This window comes from uncultured Legionella sp., assembly GCF_937871865.1.
Lineage (GTDB): Bacteria > Pseudomonadota > Gammaproteobacteria > Legionellales > Legionellaceae > Legionella.
In genome coordinates this window covers 1-16,093 of sequence record NZ_CALMPD010000047.1, presented here as the reverse complement: position 1 = coordinate 16,093, position 16,093 = coordinate 1, and the positions used below count along the sequence as shown (strand labels likewise).

Sequence of the window (16,093 nt, the reverse complement as noted above, 5' to 3'; positions counted from 1 at the left end):
GATGCTGCTGCGGTTATTTGGTATATCTTACCATTTCTGTAAGCTGGTTTTCAAAGTTACAAAGGAAGACGGAGGCCAAAATGACAGAACAATTAATTGAAAAAACCAAAGAGAGATTATACAACGTGAAAAACGACGCAATAGGAAGCATGGGAATTGCCCCTTATCAGGAAGCTGATGGGGAAGAGTATATGAATGAAAAACAGTTGGCACATATTGAAAAAATATTGCTGGCTTGGCGTCAATCTTTGATGGAAGAAGTTGATAGAACTGTGACCCATATGAAAGACGAAGCAGCCAACTTCCCCGATCCTTCCGATAGAGCCAGTCAGGAAGAAGAATTCAGTATCGAATTGAGAACACGTGATAGAGAGCGCAAACTCATTAAGAAAATTGAAGATGCTCTGGAACGATTAAGAAATGACGACTTTGGTTATTGCGAAGCGTGTGGTATTGAAATTGGCCTGAAGCGACTGGAAGCAAGACCCACAGCAACATTGTGTATTGATTGCAAAACGTTATCAGAAATCAAGGAACGGCAAAATCAAGGCTCATAAGCCCAGTGTTCTCTATTAACTCAGCTTGTCGTTACATTAACACGTAACTGACTGTCAGAATCACATTCACTGTACTGCTAAACAGTGAATGTGATTTCACGTTGTATGATTCAAATTCTGCAAACAACATACCCAACACATGATATCTAAGAAAAGGCGTTTATGCTCTACACTGATTATGGCTATAGAATCAATCCGATTAAAGAGGACACTGGCTATAACTGGTTATTTCTTCCTGGTGGGCCTGGATTAGGTTCTCAATATTTAATTGAGTTCAGTGAACAAATTAAACTGCCAGGTGCGATTAAACTTTTGGATTTTCCCAAAGACGGGACGATACCCAAGGGATGCTTGATTTTAATTACTGGAAGGCTGGTCTCATCGATTTATTGAATACTGCCACGAACCCTATACTGGTCACCCACAGTTTTTCGGGAATGTTTATCTTAAATAATCCAGAGTTTGAACACTATTTGAGCGGACTTGTGTTAATGAACACCACCACAGCCAATAGTTTTTTTCATCATGTCAGCGAAATGCAACAAAAACACCATTTACCCGATCTGGTTCCTGCTGCCAGCGAATATCATTTGAATCCTTCGAACGCTACTTATAAAAAATTCTGGGCCACCTACAAATATTATTGTTTTACGGCCCAAGAATTAAGCCGAGGAGAGGCAATGATTCCATTATTAGCCTTTAATAACGAATCTTATTATTACGCCATACAAAATTTTTATGAACATTATCAATGTAAATGGGCTCCTTCACTAATCCCCGCAATGACCCTTAGCAGTGAATATGATTATATATGTCCGCCTCGGATTTTTATTCAAGATAAGAGATTTCAAAAAAAGAATATAATTAATAAAATGATAGCTCAAGCAGGACATTGCCCTTGGCTGGAACAGCTCAATGACGTGCAAAATTGTTTTGATGAGTTTATAGAGTTACTGGCTTAAAGAATATCGGTTTTTAAGTCAATAGACATGCCTCCAACAATTACCCCAACACAAGTTCGATTTTCTGGAGGTGTTTTACTACGGAGCCTTTATTACGCTCCAAAACTGCAGTTGCATTTTTAACCATCAGTTCCTGAGACTCTTTATCGTGATGCAATGCGATAATAGTATCAATCAGCTCATCAGCCTGATGCACTATCCGAATAGCCTTAGCGTCTTTAAGATCATTGCAAATAGCTTTAAAATTATGAACCTGATTTCCACTAATAACAGGAACATTCATTGCAATAGGTTCTAATACATTATGCCCGCCAACAGGCACCAGACTACCACCAACAAAAGCATAATCACTAATCTGAAATAAACCTAATAATTCCCCTAGACTATCCAACACCACCACATCATTAGCATAAGACAAGGTATCAGGATTGCTTCTCAAACCAGTATTAAAACCTGCCTGAACACTCAGCTGATACACTGCTTGGAATCGCTCTGGATGGCGTGGCGCAATAAGCAACACAACGCCTGGAATCGCTTGTTGTAAACGACGTAATTGCGCCAAAATCCGGGCTTCTTCATCATCATGAGTGCTCGCTGCAATAACGACAGTTCTGTCCGCTCCCCAATGCTCTTTTATAGTGTTAAATTTGGCAACATCAATAGTATTCGTTTGTAAATCAAATTTCATATTCCCCAACACCTGAACCCGCTCTTTTCGTGCGCCTAAAGCGATAAAACGTTTGGCATCATCATCACTTTGAGCCAGAATGGCTGAAAATTGATTAAGAATGGGTTTAAACAAAAATTTGAGCTTCATATATCCTTTCGAAGAACGCTCAGATAAGCGAGCATTTGCCAGCAATAACGGCACCTTGGCAGCATGAGCCTGATAAATTAAGTTAGGCCACAATTCAGTTTCCATGACCACTCCAACTCGAGGTCGCGTCTGTTTAAAAAAACGCTTGAGGGCTCCTGGCAAATCATAAGGTACATAGCGATGACTTACTTTAGTTCCAAAGCGCGCTCTAACACGCTCAGAACCTGTTGGCGTCATTGTAGTAACAAGTACAGACCATTGCTTATCTAGCATCGCATCAATTAGTGGTGTTGCGGCAATCACTTCTCCCAGGGAAACCGCATGAAGCCAAACATCTACTGACTTACCGTCACCAACACCTAAACTAAAGCGTTCTAATATTCTCTGTCTATATTCCGGTAACGCTCTCCCCTTCCACCATAACCGAAAGAGGATATAAGGAGTTAGTAAATACATCAAGAAGGAATAGAACAGCCGCATGAAGTGTACCAAAATCTCAAAAAGGCACAGTATATACTCAAAACTGTACCTTGTGCGATATATTGCAATTGAATGCAGACATTTCCCGTTACTATTCATCATGGATTACCGTGAAATAGCAGTTCAGCATTACATGTTACAAATAAAAGTCATCATTTCATTTTTTTACGGTAGTTCAGTGCTATGATAGTAATGTTGGCTTTTTCATGCGTTCTGTCTGATAATTTAACTTACTGTACATTATTATTTATATGCAGTATTTAAGTTGATTACCCTATTGAGGACAAATTTCAACGATGAGTTTTAAGGATTTTTTTACAATATCTACCTGGTGGGGAAAACTTCTGGGAGCATTCTTCGGTTATTTAACTGCAGGACCTCTTGGAGCTCTCTTTGGTATTCTCGTTGGTAATTTTTTTGATAGAGGGTTAGCAACTCATTTCACCAATCCTCATTGGTATTATCTTTCTGAAAAACGGGCAACCGTCCAAAAAGTATTTTTTGAAGCTACCTTTTCTGTTATGGGACATATTGCAAAAGCTGACGGACGAGTTACCGAACAAGAACTGAATATGGCCAGAATACTCATGAAAGAAATGCAATTGAGTAAAGAGCAAAAGACACTGGCAAAACGATTATTTAATGAAGGGAAAGATCCTGATTTTAAATTAGAGGAAACACTTAGTCAATTACAAAGAACCTGCCGAGACAATCGTGATCTGTTAAAATTATTTGTAGATATCCAATATCGAGCGGCTCAGGTTGATGGATTAACAACAAAGAAAATTAAAGCTCTTGATACTGTTTTTTCCTATTTGGGATTTGCCCCTCTTCATAAACAATATCGATTCTACGATGATTTTAGCTACAACTCCTATTCACAGCAACAACAAGGGCAAGAAGAAGCAAGGCAGCGAAGCCAATACAATCAACGCCACCAGCAAGGCCAGGAGTCAGGCTACTCCTCATCACAAAAGCAATATCAATACAGAAGACCATCTCCGCAAAACAGCATGGCTCATGCCTATGCCTTACTGGAAGTAAATCCTGATGCAACCAAACAGGAAGTAAAACATGCTTATAGAAAATTATTAAGTCGCAATCATCCTGACAAATTAATCGCCCAGGGGTTACCTGAGGAAATGATAAAAATTGCTAATGATAAAACCCATAAAATCATGAAAGCTTATGAGTTAATCTGCCAGAACAAGGGCTGGTAAATCCAGTAAGGTAAAAAGCGTTGGCACTCAAGGCTGGTGACAAAAGTTCATAGTGACACAAGATCTACATAATAGAGCATCCCGAAGAGGATTTTTCATCCGAGTCATACTCTAGTCCCTGGCTCAACTTATTTTCAATTGCCTCTATTAATGTGTTTAACGCAACTCCAATAGCAACTCTGTCTTCCTGTCTTTTTGCAAATAAAGTAGTAATAGCCTCTAAATCTTTCCTTGCATTGTCCCGGTTCGGTTGAGTTCCTTCCCAGACTGACTCTTTGCTAAAGCCTCTAATATATCCAAAATCCTCCCCCAAAATTCCATCTCTTCCACATGTCCACCATTGATGAAAAATATCACTGTCAGCCTTCTTAACATCTAAACAGCGAGTAAACGTTTCGGCAGTAAATACTGGCGTCAGGCCAAAGGAAGTATCAGAGTCACAATAATGTTGCGCTAAATGGGCAGGGACTAACGTTTGAGCTTTCCCTACCATTGTGCAAAAATAATGTTCACGCTCTTTTTTAATTCGAAAATTCTTAATATAGTCTTCTAACGTTTTGATCAAAGGGATAAAACCAAAGCTTAATTTATTTTTATAGATCATATCACCCAAAGTATAAGTAATCCCATTGTTCTTAAAATCTTCATATTGGTTACGTAACTCTTTGGTAATGATTCTTTTTTTCTCTAATGGTATATTTGCCTCTTCCAGACAACGTAAAAACATAGTAGACATATAACGAGTGTCCAGAGCTGCCAGCATATATTTAAACGCAGATGTGTTGAATTGACGCTTTGAATAATCGCTAAATTCACCTTCTTGAACCAGCAAGGATAAGCCTTTCATTTTCAAGAGTTCTTCGGCTTTGTTTTGTTCACCGTGGGCAACACAAAGTTGGAATTGATTAAGCCAGTAGCTTGGGGATTGGCGCTCTGCATGGAAAAATCCATAAAAACCTGTTGACGTCTCAGACCATGAGTTAATATCCGTTTTAGTTAAGTAGCCGCCAATTATTTTTAATGCATCTCTATCAATTTCAATTTTCTGGTCGGTTTTCTTTTTCATTAAAATCTCTAAAACCAAATAATGGAACAATATTATACATGATGACCATCAGTGAATCAACAAGGGATTTTTTTTGCATTATTTGCAATTGAATGAGAGCAATAAGTATAAATCAACCCTTCTGTTTCAGGGAGCAGAGCATAGATAGCCGGATACTCAGACCTAATCCAGAATATTTATCACTCAACATTATTAATAGCGATAAGCTGACTTTGTGATAAATATACCGGTTCAATATAAGAAACAGGGATGGGTCTTGGCTGTATATTGGTTTCTGGCAATTTTACCATCCATCCATGAATGTATGAAATTAAGAGTTTTTGCACGTATTCATACTCATGATCAGCACCAGGCATTTCTACTGCTTTATATGCATACGCTTTAAATGCCTTTCCTCTGAATTGCATCTGATCCAGCACTGTGTCGTAATCAAACTGCCCAGCTACATCAAATATTGGGAAACGAAATGAGGAATAACTCTTGTCATCAGTTGAGGTACCGTATGCAGACAATAATACCAGGCCATTAATCATTTTGGATTGAGGCTTGCTAAAATAATCCAGGGATACATTTAACTGTTCTCCATAATGGATCATAACAATACGTTTGTTATTATTCTGCCGTAAAGAACTGATGGTTTCAGGAATTTGATTAAGCCAAGGTGTGGTGTTATTTGAATCGCAATTTAACAAAACAACCGACCAGCCATTGCGAGCAAGTTGTTTTGTAAGCATCACTAATAATTCAGAGTACTCCGGTTGCGCTCCACCGCGTACGATAATAACAGCACCATGCTGCGATTTTTGTGCTGGCCAATAAGGTAAACTAACAGTATTTTGATCGACCTTGATTTCCAATTGCTCGGCAAAAACACATTGAGAAATCGTTAGAAATAAAAGCAGCAGTATCCTTATGCAAGATTTCATATGTCCCTAAAATATATGTCCTGTGGAACAGCCGGGATTAAAAATCCCGGAATGTACGGTTTAAACTGATTTATCTGTAATTTCAATGCCTAATGCATCCAGAACTTCACGCGCCTTGTCTGCCATAATCTGATGGGCAAAAGCAGTAGGATGAACCAGATCAAAAAATAAATACCCATCACAACCATTCATTCGATTGCGTGGTTTTACATTGGCAACCATTTTTAAGACGGATGTACGGCTTAATTCATCGACTATAGAAGTAGAGCAGGTGTCAGTAGTATTGGTTATGCCATAATCATCAGCATGCTCCAATACATCATTAAACGCATGATGCATGTCAAAATACATCCAATTAACATCAGGATAAGCCTGTTTCAAATCATCTACCGTTCTAAATAATGCATCATTGTGCTGGTTTGTAAAATAAGTCAGAACATCAATTGAATCAAACTCCCTCGCTGCCGGTGTTTTACCCAGATCAGGCAGATTAAGGACTAAAATATGTTTTGCTCCCTTTTCTACCAATGTTTGCAAACCATGAGTAATCCCGGTATTAACATTAATTAAGGTTTGTTCCACTTCATTTGGCACGCCCAAATAATTATTAGCCCCAATCCATACCACAAAAAGACTGTTTTCATCAATTTTATTCTTTTGTTCTGCCAGGAATTCTTTAATTTCTCTTCCAAGAGTAAATAATACATCATCATCGTCTTCGTCTACTGAAACACCAGCACCGCCATAAGCATAATCCTTTAAATGCGCTGCAGGATTATCAGGAAAATAAGAAGCAATCAGGCGTTCAATCCATACAGGACCATTAGAAAAACGTCCTTCAAAATAAGGAGGAGATTGAGGCAACTGATGATTCATGAATTCATATAAATTCCCATTATCCGACAAGCTATCGCCGAATATAACTACATTGTTAATTGGAGTGGCAGCAACAATTCCAGAAAATAAAAAAGCACCAATAGTTGCTAATAGTTTCATGAATACCCTTAATTAATTGATTTTTAAAAAAAATACATTGAGGATTATATTATGAAACAAAACGATTAATCAATTTTCCCTCCCTGAAGCTTGACGATGTCTATTGAGTTCCATATTGATCTAAAATGTAAACGTATTTATAGTTCTCTTCTTTTTGAGATTAAATAATGACCCAGTTTGAAAAGGATTTTATTCTAAAATGTCTGTTTTTTTTAAAAGCAGTTTTATCTAGTGAAGATGAATTAAATACTGCAATATCCAGCTATTCTGAAACCAAATCCAGTGATCCTCGTTATCATTCAAACAGTATCATTCCTGCTCATGAATATTGGGCAGAAACAGATAAACTCAAATTCTCCGCGGCAATTTTTGAATCAACTGCACGAGCAACCGAAAGCCTGCTTATTCATCCTGAACTTTCGATATCCGTCAGTTTAGCCACGGCTTATTGGCAATCAAATACCATTCCTTTGCTTTCTATCAATACAGATCCCAACTATCGTATCAATTCCATTATTAATAATTGTTCTTGTCTTGAACTGCAGGTAAGTAATGTAGTTCCTTCTGATAATCCATCATCTGTCATCAACAATAATTTCTACGGCTTTTTCACAACAGCCGCTGTCGGCCTGACAATAGCCGCAATCGGTGTAACTCTAGCATTAACCAAATAACATCACGTAAACAAGAAAGGGGCTATATCTATAGCCCCTTTCTAAAAAAATATCATGAAGGTAGGCCAAAGGAATAAGGAACATCATTCTCCTCATCACTATAATCCTCTTCAATAACATACTTGCCATGAAGTTCATCAAGAACATCCCGAGTTTCTTGTTGGATGTAATGATGCAAACTTCCGGCCTCCTTGTTACTGTACTTATTGGGATTCCTTTCTTTAGTTACAGATACAAGTGAAGCATCTTTTTGTTCTTTTTCTTTAGAAGAGAAAAAATTTCTGCTAAATTTATCTTTCATTAAATTCGTCCTCAAATTATAACTTCTGAATTCTTTCAAACCAATAATATTATGTTCCATACTGATTTCAGGCAAGCACTAATTTATTCTTTATGGTACTTATAAAAGAGGCATAGAGGGAATCATCAGAAATAGTGTGACATTGGTAAAAATTAGCGCATATATCAGAACAAATTTTGTCTGGGGAGCGATGTAACTCCCCAGACTAGAAACTTAGGCACTACCAATTAAGGTCAAGTTCAATTGACGACCGCATACCCATGCTTTAGTCAAATCACGTACGACGTCTTTAGACATACCTTTAGGTAATCGAACAGTTGAATGATCATCATGAATTTTAAGGCCAGTAATATATTTACTTTGTAAGCCGGCTTCATTTGCTATAGCACCTACAATATTTCCTGGTTTAACACCATGAACTTTACCTACATCAATTCGGAATAAATCTTGTGCGCTAGTATCTTCATTGAACTTTTTCCGATCTGTACCAAACGATTTGCGTTCGCTGCCAAAGCCCTTTCTGTCGCCACCAAAACTCTTTCTATCATCGCCAAAACGAGAAGAACGATCAGAAGCTCTTCCTTCGCTGCCTCGGCCAAAACGACCTTCTTTAACGGCTCTGGGAGCCTTGGGTAAAGCCAGTTCTTTTTTCCATGGTAAATCTTTGTGCAACAATAGAGCAAGCGTCGCAGCAACGTCAACAGCTGAAACTTCATGCTCTTTTATGTACTCTTCAACAATACGCTTATAAGATGGAAGGTTTGCATGTTCCAAACGCTCAGTGATATTAGCCATAAAGCGTTGTTGTCTGGCCACTTGAATCATATGATCATTAGGCACAGTAACTTTTTCGATACGTTGACGAGTATGACGCTCAATATTGCTGATTAAACGCGATTCTTTAGGTGTTACAAACAGTATAGTGACTCCAGAACGCCCTGCTCTTCCGGTTCGACCTATTCGGTGTACATAAGTTTCATTATCATGAGGTAAATCATAATTGATAACATGAGTCACACGCTCAACATCCAAGCCTCGTGCTGCAACATCAGTTGCCACCAGAATATCAATAGCCCCTTGTTTAAACTGAGAAATAATGCGTTCACGCAATGCCTGGGTAATATCGCCATGGATGGCCATTGCCCGTAATCCTTGTTGTTGCAGTAATTCGGCAACTTCTTCAGTGCTGCTTTTGGTACGAACGAAGACAATAACACCTTGATAAGCTTCAACTTCCAATACGCGAAGCAAAGCATCAGGTTTCTGATGGCCTGAAGCAAAGAGGAAGCGTTGTTCAATGCTTTTTACAGTAGCCGTTTCCATACGAATTTCCACTGATGCAGGATTCGTTAAGTAAGTACTGGCAATTTGGCGGATACGGTGAGGCATAGTCGCTGAAAATAGAGCTATTTGCTTTTTCTCAGGTAATTTAGCCAGAATCGTTTCAACATCTTCAATGAAGCCCATACGCAACATTTCATCCGCTTCATCGAGGATAAAAGTACGTAAATTATCTAAAGGCAAAGTGCCTTTATCAATGTGATCCAGAATACGGCCGGGAGTTCCAACCACTACCTGCGCACCACCGCGTAATTGTTTTAATTGACGGCCATATTCCTGACCACCGCACAATACGGCAATAGTAGTGCCGCGCTGATGTTTGCTTAATACTTCAAACTGCTCAGCAACTTGAATAGCCAGCTCACGAGTTGGCGCGATAATTAATGCTTGAGTGCCTTGTATTGTTGGAGATAAATTCTGCAGAATTGGCAATGCAAAGGCTGCAGTTTTACCGGTGCCAGTTTGTGCTAATGCAATAGCATCACGACCTTCTAACAATAGTGGAATTGTTTGAGCTTGAATTGGTGAGGGTGTTACAAACGTCATATCATCTAGAGCGCGATTCAAAGCATCTGAAAAATTAAAGGCAGAGAAATTTGTAATTTCTTGAGTCATAGTGTTCCTGATAGTAAAGCGTAAACCTGTAAAAGGCTAAGTAATATAAAAATTGCTCAGTATAATAACAAAATAAACAGGATGATGCACTATATTTATTTATTTTCTCTGAAAAAGAAGGTTATTTTGGGTGTACAAGGTGTGCAAAAGATAAGGCAATGTGACTTTAATTGGAAACAAAAGAACAAAATAAAATCGATTTATTATAAAGATAGACCAATAGTCACTTGAAGAACCGTATCCAAATCCCTCGACTATCTTTCTAACAGAATAGAAAAAGATGACTGTTGCGAACGTCAAACTTATTTACAAAACCGGGCGTCAAAGAAAGTGCTTAAATCAATTTTTCCTGAAAACTCAGCACGATTGACTACTCAACAAAAACTGAAGTCACAATTAACATAGATAAGTAGCGTGACTAATCCAGCAGCAGAAGCATCTATGCACCTAAAAATCAGATACGGCTTTAAATGCTCCGCTGAGATGGCCTCAAGGTCTTGACTGTCTAGATCAAGGCAGCCAAGCGGCACGCCTGGTCAATAGCATGACGGGCATCAAGTTCTAAAGCTTTATAGGCCCCTCCCACCAAATGAACTGTTTTTCCTAGTGCTTTTAGTGGTTCAAATAAATCCTTTAGCTCAGTTTGCCCTGCGCAAATAACGATATTATCGACAGCTAAAATTTGCGGCTTATCATCGATACTAAGATGTAAGCCTTGATCATCAATAAATTCATAACTTACTCCGGAGATCATTTTAACTTTCTTATGCTTCAAACTTAAACGATGGATCCAGCCTGTCGTTTTACCCAAGCGCTTACCCATTTTCTCTTTTTTACGCTGTAATAAATAAACTTCTCTTGGGCTGGGAGTAGTATGTGCGGGTTTCAATCCACCACGATGCTCCCCCTTAACATCAATTCCCCATTCGTCATGAAATTCCTCAGGGGATGTTTGATGTTCATGGGTTAAAAATTCAGCCACATCAAAACCAATTCCTCCTGCGCCAATGATCGCTACCCGTTCGCCGACAGTTACTTTTCGGTTAATGACATCAATGTAACTCACTACCTTCTCATGCTCTATTCCAGGAATATCAGGGGTACGTGGTTTGATTCCTGTTGCGACAACTACTTCATCAAATTCTTTTAATGATTCAACGGTCGCCTCAGTACTCAACTGAATGTCCACCTTGTATTTTTGTAACTGATAATTAAAATAATCCAAGGTATACTGGAATACTTCTTTACCAGGAATTTGTTTGGCCAAATTAAACTGGCCCCCTACCCGATCATTTTTTTCAAATACAGTTACCTGATGCCCTCGTTCAGCAGCAACCGCGGCAAAAGCCAGACCCGCAGGCCCCGAACCCACAACAGCAATTGCCTTTGGTTGATGAACCGATTGATAGATTATTTCTGTTTCATTACAAGCGCGTGGGTTCACCAGGCAAGAAGCCGATTTATTAACAAAAACCCGATCCAGACAAGCTTGATTACAAGCGATGCACACATTAATTGCTTCTGATTCACCTCGCTTTGCTTTTTCTGCAAAATGCGAATCAGCTAAAAAGGGCCTGGCCATCGAAATCATATCAGCAACACCATCTTCCAGTAACTGATTAGCCAGCTCTGGCGTATTAATACGGTTAGAAGTAATTACCGGAATAGTGACTTCTGGCTTTAAATGCTTGGTAATTTGAGTAAACGCTCCTGCAGGTACCATAGTTGCAATAGTAGGAATACGAGCCTCATGCCAGCCGATTCCCGTATTAATGATCGTAGCTCCGGCCTGCTCTATCGCTTTAGCGAGGAGGACAACCTCTTCCCAGCTGCTGCCGTCAGCAATTAAATCCAGCATAGACAAGCGGTAGATAATAATAAAATGTTCACCAACAGCTTCTCTAACCGCGCGCACGACTTCAACAGGAAAACGCATGCGATTTTCGTAAGTACCACCCCACTCATCTGTGCGCTGGTTAGTGTGAGATACGATGAATTGATTAATCAAATATCCTTCACTGCCCATAATCTCAACTCCGTCATACCCCGCTGCTTGAGCTAAACGGGCACAACGTGCAAAATGCTTAATGGTTTTTTTAATCCGCCACTTACTCATTACCCATGGTTTAAAAGGACTGATTGGCGATTTAATGCCGCTGGGGGCAACAATAAAAGGATGATAGCCGTATCGGCCAGCATGCAATATCTGCATTGCAATTTTACCACCAGCTTCATGTACGGTATGGGTCACTAATTCATGCCGATGCTGCTCTTTACTGTTGGTTAATTTGGCAGCAAATGGAGTAAGACGCCCTGCACGGTTAGGAGCAAATCCTCCCGTCACAATCAAACCGGCACCACCTAAGGCTCTTTCACGATAAAACTCTGCCAAACGCCCCAGATTTTCTTTGTCTTCTTCGAGCCCAGTATGCATGGATCCCATTAGCAACCGATTTCTTATTTGCGTAAATCCTAAATCTAATGGCTGGAACAAAGCTTTAAATGGGGTATTATCAATTCTCAATTCCATGAGTGCTCTCTAAAATTAACGGCCTAAAAATAATATTGATTATGATACAGCAACCACTTTTTTAGCAAGAGACGAATTTAATGAATAATAATTTTGAAATCGATTCGCAATTAAAGCCCCAACCACAGCAATTCCACCGCCAAGCAAAGAAAGCAAAGAAGGGATTTCATTAAGAATTAAAAATCCAAGCAAGGTAGATACTAAAGGCAAGGCATAAAGTGTGATAGCAGCCTTAGACGCGGAATATTGATTCAGTACATAACCCCAGGCAAGATAAGCCAATGCAGCAGGAAAGATACCCATATAGAGTACAGCCAAAGTCGATTGACTATCTGCTGTTTTGATTTCGTGCATTAATCCAGGCAAAAACATCAATAAGAATAAGGTGCCACCCCACATGACCCATGAAATGATGGCGACAGGATGATAGCATGTCAAAAAACGTTTCTGCACTATAGTCAAAACAGCGCCCATTAAAGCAGAAATTAATAATAATCCTATTCCTTGCCTCAAATCAGCTTGAGCTCCTTCTCCCCAGGCAAGAAGCAAGAGCCCCAACAAACTGATAACAATGCCTAACCAGACTCCAAATCGTAATTGCTCTTTTAAAAATATGATAGATAAAAAAACTGTAAAGACTGGCATTAGACCTACAATAAAACTTGCTGTTCCTGCTGAGACAGTCATTTCACCATAATTCAAGCAAATATTGTAAACTCCTATTCCAGCCACTCCAGTCAACAACAATTGAAGACGATGGCTCCAGAGTATCGTGGTTTTAATATTTTGATTGTAATAAATCAAAGCAATGCACAAAGATGCGATTATAAAACGAAATAGAGCCAACGGTCCTGGAGAATAAGCGGCTAAAGCCATACGAATACCAACATATGCAGAAGCCCAAAAGATTATGGATGCAATGAGGACACAATGTACCTTGAATGAATGCATTAACACATCTCGTAACAAGAAAGAATAATATTTTAACAGAATCGGCCTTAATCAACCAAGAGATGTTAGTAACTCCTTGATTTTAATAAAGAGATCGACTGGCATAAATCACTATCTTGAGTAATACTAATGTAGGTTCAAAATAGCAGGAATCAAAATGACTAAACTATCTACTTTTGTTATTGCTTCACTATTAAGCGTCAATGCAGCTCACGCAGCGCAAATGTCTGCCACAATCAATACTACAGGTGCAAATGAACACTCTGTAGGGGAAATTATTTTTACAGAAACACCTTATGGATTACTTGTTACTCCAAATCTGAAAGGAATGCCCCCAGGGTTGCGCGGTTTTCACCTGCACCAACATCCCAATTGTGGCGCAGATGGGATGGATGCAGGAGGACATTATGATCCAGCCAAAACCAACAGCCATCAAGGCCCCTATGGCAGCGGACACCTTGGTGATCTCCCTGTTCTTTATGTGTCTGATGAGGGTATAGCCAACACTCCCACCCTAGCTCCAAGGTTGAAATTAAAAGATCTGACTGGCTTAACGGTAATGATTCACGCGAATGGTGACAATTACAGCGATACCCCTCCGTTAGGTGGTGGTGGTGCACGCATAGCCTGCGGAGTGATAAAATAGGAGAGAGTAATGGAGGCTTAACTTGTCGTAGATACAAGCCAGGCCTATTTGTGCACAATCAACTGGGGTGCATGGCATTGAACAAACATAATGAATCAATAAATAACAGCATGGAATGTATAAAAAAATGCCAGAATCACTCGGTGCATAGCGTAATACGGGATTCCGTGAGGAGTGAGCCGCTTTTCCCGCATTACGCAATGCTAATGCGGCTACAAAACGGAGATATCCCTTCATAATCCCGCCTTAGCTATCTCAACCAACAACGACAGTCCATATTGATTCGTTACACAGTCAACCAAACCGCCTACTCACATAAACCGCATTAATCACCGCACTGATTCTGCCCACTCGTGCTATAGCTGATGCGGATAATCCATGTTCTTTTAATTGATTGGCATGAGAGCTCACACAAGCACCACAGCCATTTAGTGCAGATACAGCCAAAGAAAAGAGCTCAAAAGTAACCCGATCAACTCCGGGATTCATCATGCCCTGCATCCTTAACCCGGCAGGGATGTGCTCTACCTCAGGATTATCTGCTAAATGGACAAAGCGGTAATAGATATTGGTCATTGCCATCAGACTAGCTGCCAACTGTGACGCAGTGATCACCGCATCGTCTGCAATTTCTTCTTTTATTTCTTTAATTAGCCTTTGGTCTCCTAAAGAATAAGCCACAGCTAAAGCCGAACCCAATATTTGCTGTTCACTAAGCCCATCATTTTGTGTTACATCCAGAACCTTGCCCAGATTTAGTCTGATGTCTTTTGCAACCTCTGGAATCTCTTGTCTTATATTGTCTAGCATAATGACTATCTCCTACTGTTATTATTTGACATGAATGGTTTCTTCGCCTTTTTTCCAATTACAAGGGCATAGCTCATCTGTTTGCAATGCATCAAGAACCCGTAACACTTCGGCTGGGTTTCTTCCTACGTTTAAATCGGTAACCATTACAAATCGAGTAATTCCTTGTGGATCAACAATAAAGGTAGCTCTTTGGGCGACTCCTTCTTGTTCATCCAGAATTCCTAATTGCCCGGTTAATTCGCGCTTCACATCCGCCAACATAGGGAAGGGAAGAGTATTTAAATCTGGATGCTGATTTCTCCAGGCCAGATGCACAAACTCACTATCAGTACTACCACCAAGTATCTGGGCATCACGATCATTGAATTCAGCATAAAGCTTGCCAAATTCGGCAATTTCAGTGGGGCAAACAAAAGTGAAGTCCTTTGGCCAAAAAAAGACAACTAACCATTTTCCTTGATAAGTCTCATTCGACACAGTCTGAAATGCATTATTCAAATCATTGCTTACGGTTGCTTTGACTTGAAATGAAGGAAATCTATTGCCTACAGTAATCATCATGGCTCTCCTCGATAAATTATTAGACTCTCATTGTTAAAATTAGATGAAATTAAATAATAAATAAAATCAATTGTTTTTATTGAATTGATAGATAATAGTTATCAAAAAGTCTAATTCAACATTCATTGTGTAAAAAATTTGGTATTTATGACTTTTATAAACTACTTTTAAAGGAGGGCCTATTGAAGGATATCATATGGAAGACCCATTCTCTGCATTGCTAAAATCCTTACAATCTGTATTTCATTTTGAAGCAATGAGACATGGAAAATATACCTATCCTCCTGTTCAGGAATTAAAGGAAGCTATTGAGCACTATAGCATTAAGCCTGAAGCCCATAATGCGTTTATTAGTTTACTTCACGCAATAAAGGAAGCACTACCTTACCTTGAAAAATGGAAGGTTAATTTTAATGCAGTAAGGAAAACAATGGATGCGATGGCAAAACAACATCATATGCCCTCGATTGACTGGAATATAGTGCTTGCTCATCCCAAGATATCACAAAAATTCCAATTCAGTGCTCTGAATCATTCAAAGAATGAAATCGATTTGACTGTCTGGCTTACAAACAAAACAGGAAAACAGTTCACTCAGCTGGATCATGCAGAGTTGACTCAAGCAATGGTGGAACAC

General features: G+C 39.3%; 16 protein-coding genes and 1 pseudogene. 7 read left to right on the top strand and 10 right to left on the bottom strand.

All coding sequences use genetic code 11. The features are described from left to right. Positions 1–80: 80 nt before the first annotated feature. From dksA to Q0495_RS02880, 3 genes are all read left to right on the top strand, one after another. Positions 81–557: an RNA polymerase-binding protein DksA gene (gene dksA, locus Q0495_RS02885; protein WP_298622825.1), complete on the top strand. Its 477-nt coding sequence runs from the start codon at positions 81–83 to the stop codon at positions 555–557. A gap of 162 nt (positions 558–719) precedes the next feature. After that, positions 720–950, top strand: coding sequence for a hypothetical protein (locus tag Q0495_RS16795; protein WP_367274373.1), 231 nt, complete (start codon positions 720–722; stop codon positions 948–950). Continuing rightward, a complete protein-coding gene (locus Q0495_RS02880) occupies positions 905–1,519 on the top strand; it encodes an alpha/beta hydrolase (protein WP_367274371.1) in 615 nt (204 codons plus the stop codon). Before Q0495_RS16795 ends, Q0495_RS02880 begins: the two co-directional genes overlap by 46 nt. A gap of 40 nt (positions 1,520–1,559) precedes the next feature. On the opposite strand, the gene waaA is transcribed toward Q0495_RS02880, so the two are convergent. Next, positions 1,560–2,816 (bottom strand): lipid IV(A) 3-deoxy-D-manno-octulosonic acid transferase, encoded by a 1,257-nt coding sequence (gene waaA / locus Q0495_RS02875; protein ID WP_298622823.1) that lies wholly within the window; start codon positions 2,814–2,816, stop codon positions 1,560–1,562. A 296-nt stretch (positions 2,817–3,112) separates the two neighbouring features. Here waaA and djlA point away from each other — a divergent pair, with 296 nt between their 5' ends. Beyond that, positions 3,113–4,036 carry a co-chaperone DjlA gene (gene djlA / locus Q0495_RS02870; RefSeq protein ID WP_298622821.1) on the top strand — a complete coding sequence of 308 codons (924 nt, stop codon included), beginning with the start codon at positions 3,113–3,115 and terminating at the stop codon, positions 4,034–4,036. 64 nt (positions 4,037–4,100) lie between these two features. Here djlA and Q0495_RS02865 read toward each other — a convergent pair whose 3' ends face one another. From Q0495_RS02865 to plaA, 3 genes are all read right to left on the bottom strand, one after another. Next, on the bottom strand, positions 4,101–5,102 hold the full coding sequence (locus Q0495_RS02865) for a hypothetical protein (RefSeq protein ID WP_298622819.1): 1,002 nt from the start codon (positions 5,100–5,102) through the stop codon (positions 4,101–4,103). A 179-nt stretch (positions 5,103–5,281) separates the two neighbouring features. Continuing rightward, complete coding sequence (locus Q0495_RS02860) at positions 5,282–6,028, bottom strand: alpha/beta hydrolase (protein ID WP_298622817.1); 747 nt, start codon at positions 6,026–6,028, stop codon at positions 5,282–5,284. Between the two features lie 60 nt (positions 6,029–6,088). Further along, on the bottom strand, positions 6,089–7,024 hold the full coding sequence (plaA, locus tag Q0495_RS02855) for a GDSL family lysophospholipase PlaA (protein ID WP_298622815.1): 936 nt from the start codon (positions 7,022–7,024) through the stop codon (positions 6,089–6,091). Positions 7,025–7,191: 167 nt separating this feature from the next. Here plaA and Q0495_RS02850 point away from each other — a divergent pair, with 167 nt between their 5' ends. Further along, positions 7,192–7,698, top strand: coding sequence for a hypothetical protein (locus tag Q0495_RS02850; RefSeq protein WP_298622813.1), 507 nt, complete (start codon positions 7,192–7,194; stop codon positions 7,696–7,698). A gap of 52 nt (positions 7,699–7,750) precedes the next feature. Here the strand turns inward: Q0495_RS02850 and Q0495_RS02845 are convergent, their stop codons facing one another. The 4 genes from Q0495_RS02845 to Q0495_RS02830 all read right to left on the bottom strand — a co-directional run bounded on the left by Q0495_RS02845 (position 7,751) and on the right by Q0495_RS02830 (position 13,436). Then, entirely contained in the window at positions 7,751–7,999 is a 249-nt protein-coding gene (locus Q0495_RS02845) for a hypothetical protein (RefSeq protein WP_298622811.1), read from the bottom strand. Positions 8,000–8,212: 213 nt separating this feature from the next. Beyond that, positions 8,213–9,955: a DEAD/DEAH box helicase gene (locus Q0495_RS02840; RefSeq protein ID WP_298622809.1), complete on the bottom strand. Its 1,743-nt coding sequence runs from the start codon at positions 9,953–9,955 to the stop codon at positions 8,213–8,215. Between the two features lie 505 nt (positions 9,956–10,460). Continuing rightward, complete coding sequence (locus Q0495_RS02835) at positions 10,461–12,485, bottom strand: NADPH-dependent 2,4-dienoyl-CoA reductase (RefSeq protein ID WP_298622807.1); 2,025 nt, start codon at positions 12,483–12,485, stop codon at positions 10,461–10,463. Between the two features lie 39 nt (positions 12,486–12,524). Further along, positions 12,525–13,436, bottom strand: coding sequence for a DMT family transporter (locus tag Q0495_RS02830; RefSeq protein ID WP_298622804.1), 912 nt, complete (start codon positions 13,434–13,436; stop codon positions 12,525–12,527). A 157-nt stretch (positions 13,437–13,593) separates the two neighbouring features. Between Q0495_RS02830 and Q0495_RS02825 the strand changes: the two genes are divergently transcribed. Beyond that, positions 13,594–14,082, top strand: a complete 489-nt coding sequence (locus tag Q0495_RS02825; protein ID WP_298622801.1) for a superoxide dismutase family protein — start codon at positions 13,594–13,596, stop codon at positions 14,080–14,082. Between the two features lie 294 nt (positions 14,083–14,376). On the opposite strand, the gene Q0495_RS02820 is transcribed toward Q0495_RS02825, so the two are convergent. Together Q0495_RS02820 and Q0495_RS02815 are read right to left on the bottom strand one after the other, a co-directional pair. Next, entirely contained in the window at positions 14,377–14,892 is a 516-nt protein-coding gene (locus Q0495_RS02820; RefSeq protein WP_298622799.1) for a carboxymuconolactone decarboxylase family protein, read from the bottom strand. A 21-nt stretch (positions 14,893–14,913) separates the two neighbouring features. Further along, positions 14,914–15,453, bottom strand: coding sequence for a peroxiredoxin (locus tag Q0495_RS02815; RefSeq protein WP_298622848.1), 540 nt, complete (start codon positions 15,451–15,453; stop codon positions 14,914–14,916). 199 nt (positions 15,454–15,652) lie between these two features. Here Q0495_RS02815 and Q0495_RS02810 point away from each other — a divergent pair. Further along, positions 15,653–16,093, top strand: a pseudogene (locus tag Q0495_RS02810) (hypothetical protein); the annotation flags it as partial.

Coding starts and splice junctions, on each gene's coding strand:
- Q0495_RS02815 (WP_298622848.1), bottom strand. CDS start 15,453: ATGATTACTGTAGGCAATAGATTTCCTTCATTTCAAGTCAAAGCAACC.
- djlA (WP_298622821.1), top strand. CDS start 3,113: ATGAGTTTTAAGGATTTTTTTACAATATCTACCTGGTGGGGAAAACTT.
- Q0495_RS02850 (WP_298622813.1), top strand. CDS start 7,192: ATGACCCAGTTTGAAAAGGATTTTATTCTAAAATGTCTGTTTTTTTTA.
- plaA (WP_298622815.1), bottom strand. CDS start 7,024: ATGAAACTATTAGCAACTATTGGTGCTTTTTTATTTTCTGGAATTGTT.
- Q0495_RS02840 (WP_298622809.1), bottom strand. CDS start 9,955: ATGACTCAAGAAATTACAAATTTCTCTGCCTTTAATTTTTCAGATGCT.
- Q0495_RS02830 (WP_298622804.1), bottom strand. CDS start 13,436: ATGCATTCATTCAAGGTACATTGTGTCCTCATTGCATCCATAATCTTT.
- Q0495_RS02820 (WP_298622799.1), bottom strand. CDS start 14,892: ATGCTAGACAATATAAGACAAGAGATTCCAGAGGTTGCAAAAGACATC.
- Q0495_RS02835 (WP_298622807.1), bottom strand. CDS start 12,485: ATGGAATTGAGAATTGATAATACCCCATTTAAAGCTTTGTTCCAGCCA.
- Q0495_RS16795 (WP_367274373.1), top strand. CDS start 720: ATGCTCTACACTGATTATGGCTATAGAATCAATCCGATTAAAGAGGAC.
- waaA (WP_298622823.1), bottom strand. CDS start 2,816: ATGCGGCTGTTCTATTCCTTCTTGATGTATTTACTAACTCCTTATATC.
- Q0495_RS02865 (WP_298622819.1), bottom strand. CDS start 5,102: ATGAAAAAGAAAACCGACCAGAAAATTGAAATTGATAGAGATGCATTA.
- dksA (WP_298622825.1), top strand. CDS start 81: ATGACAGAACAATTAATTGAAAAAACCAAAGAGAGATTATACAACGTG.
- Q0495_RS02845 (WP_298622811.1), bottom strand. CDS start 7,999: ATGAAAGATAAATTTAGCAGAAATTTTTTCTCTTCTAAAGAAAAAGAA.
- Q0495_RS02860 (WP_298622817.1), bottom strand. CDS start 6,028: ATGAAATCTTGCATAAGGATACTGCTGCTTTTATTTCTAACGATTTCT.
- Q0495_RS02880 (WP_367274371.1), top strand. CDS start 905: ATGCTTGATTTTAATTACTGGAAGGCTGGTCTCATCGATTTATTGAAT.
- Q0495_RS02825 (WP_298622801.1), top strand. CDS start 13,594: ATGACTAAACTATCTACTTTTGTTATTGCTTCACTATTAAGCGTCAAT.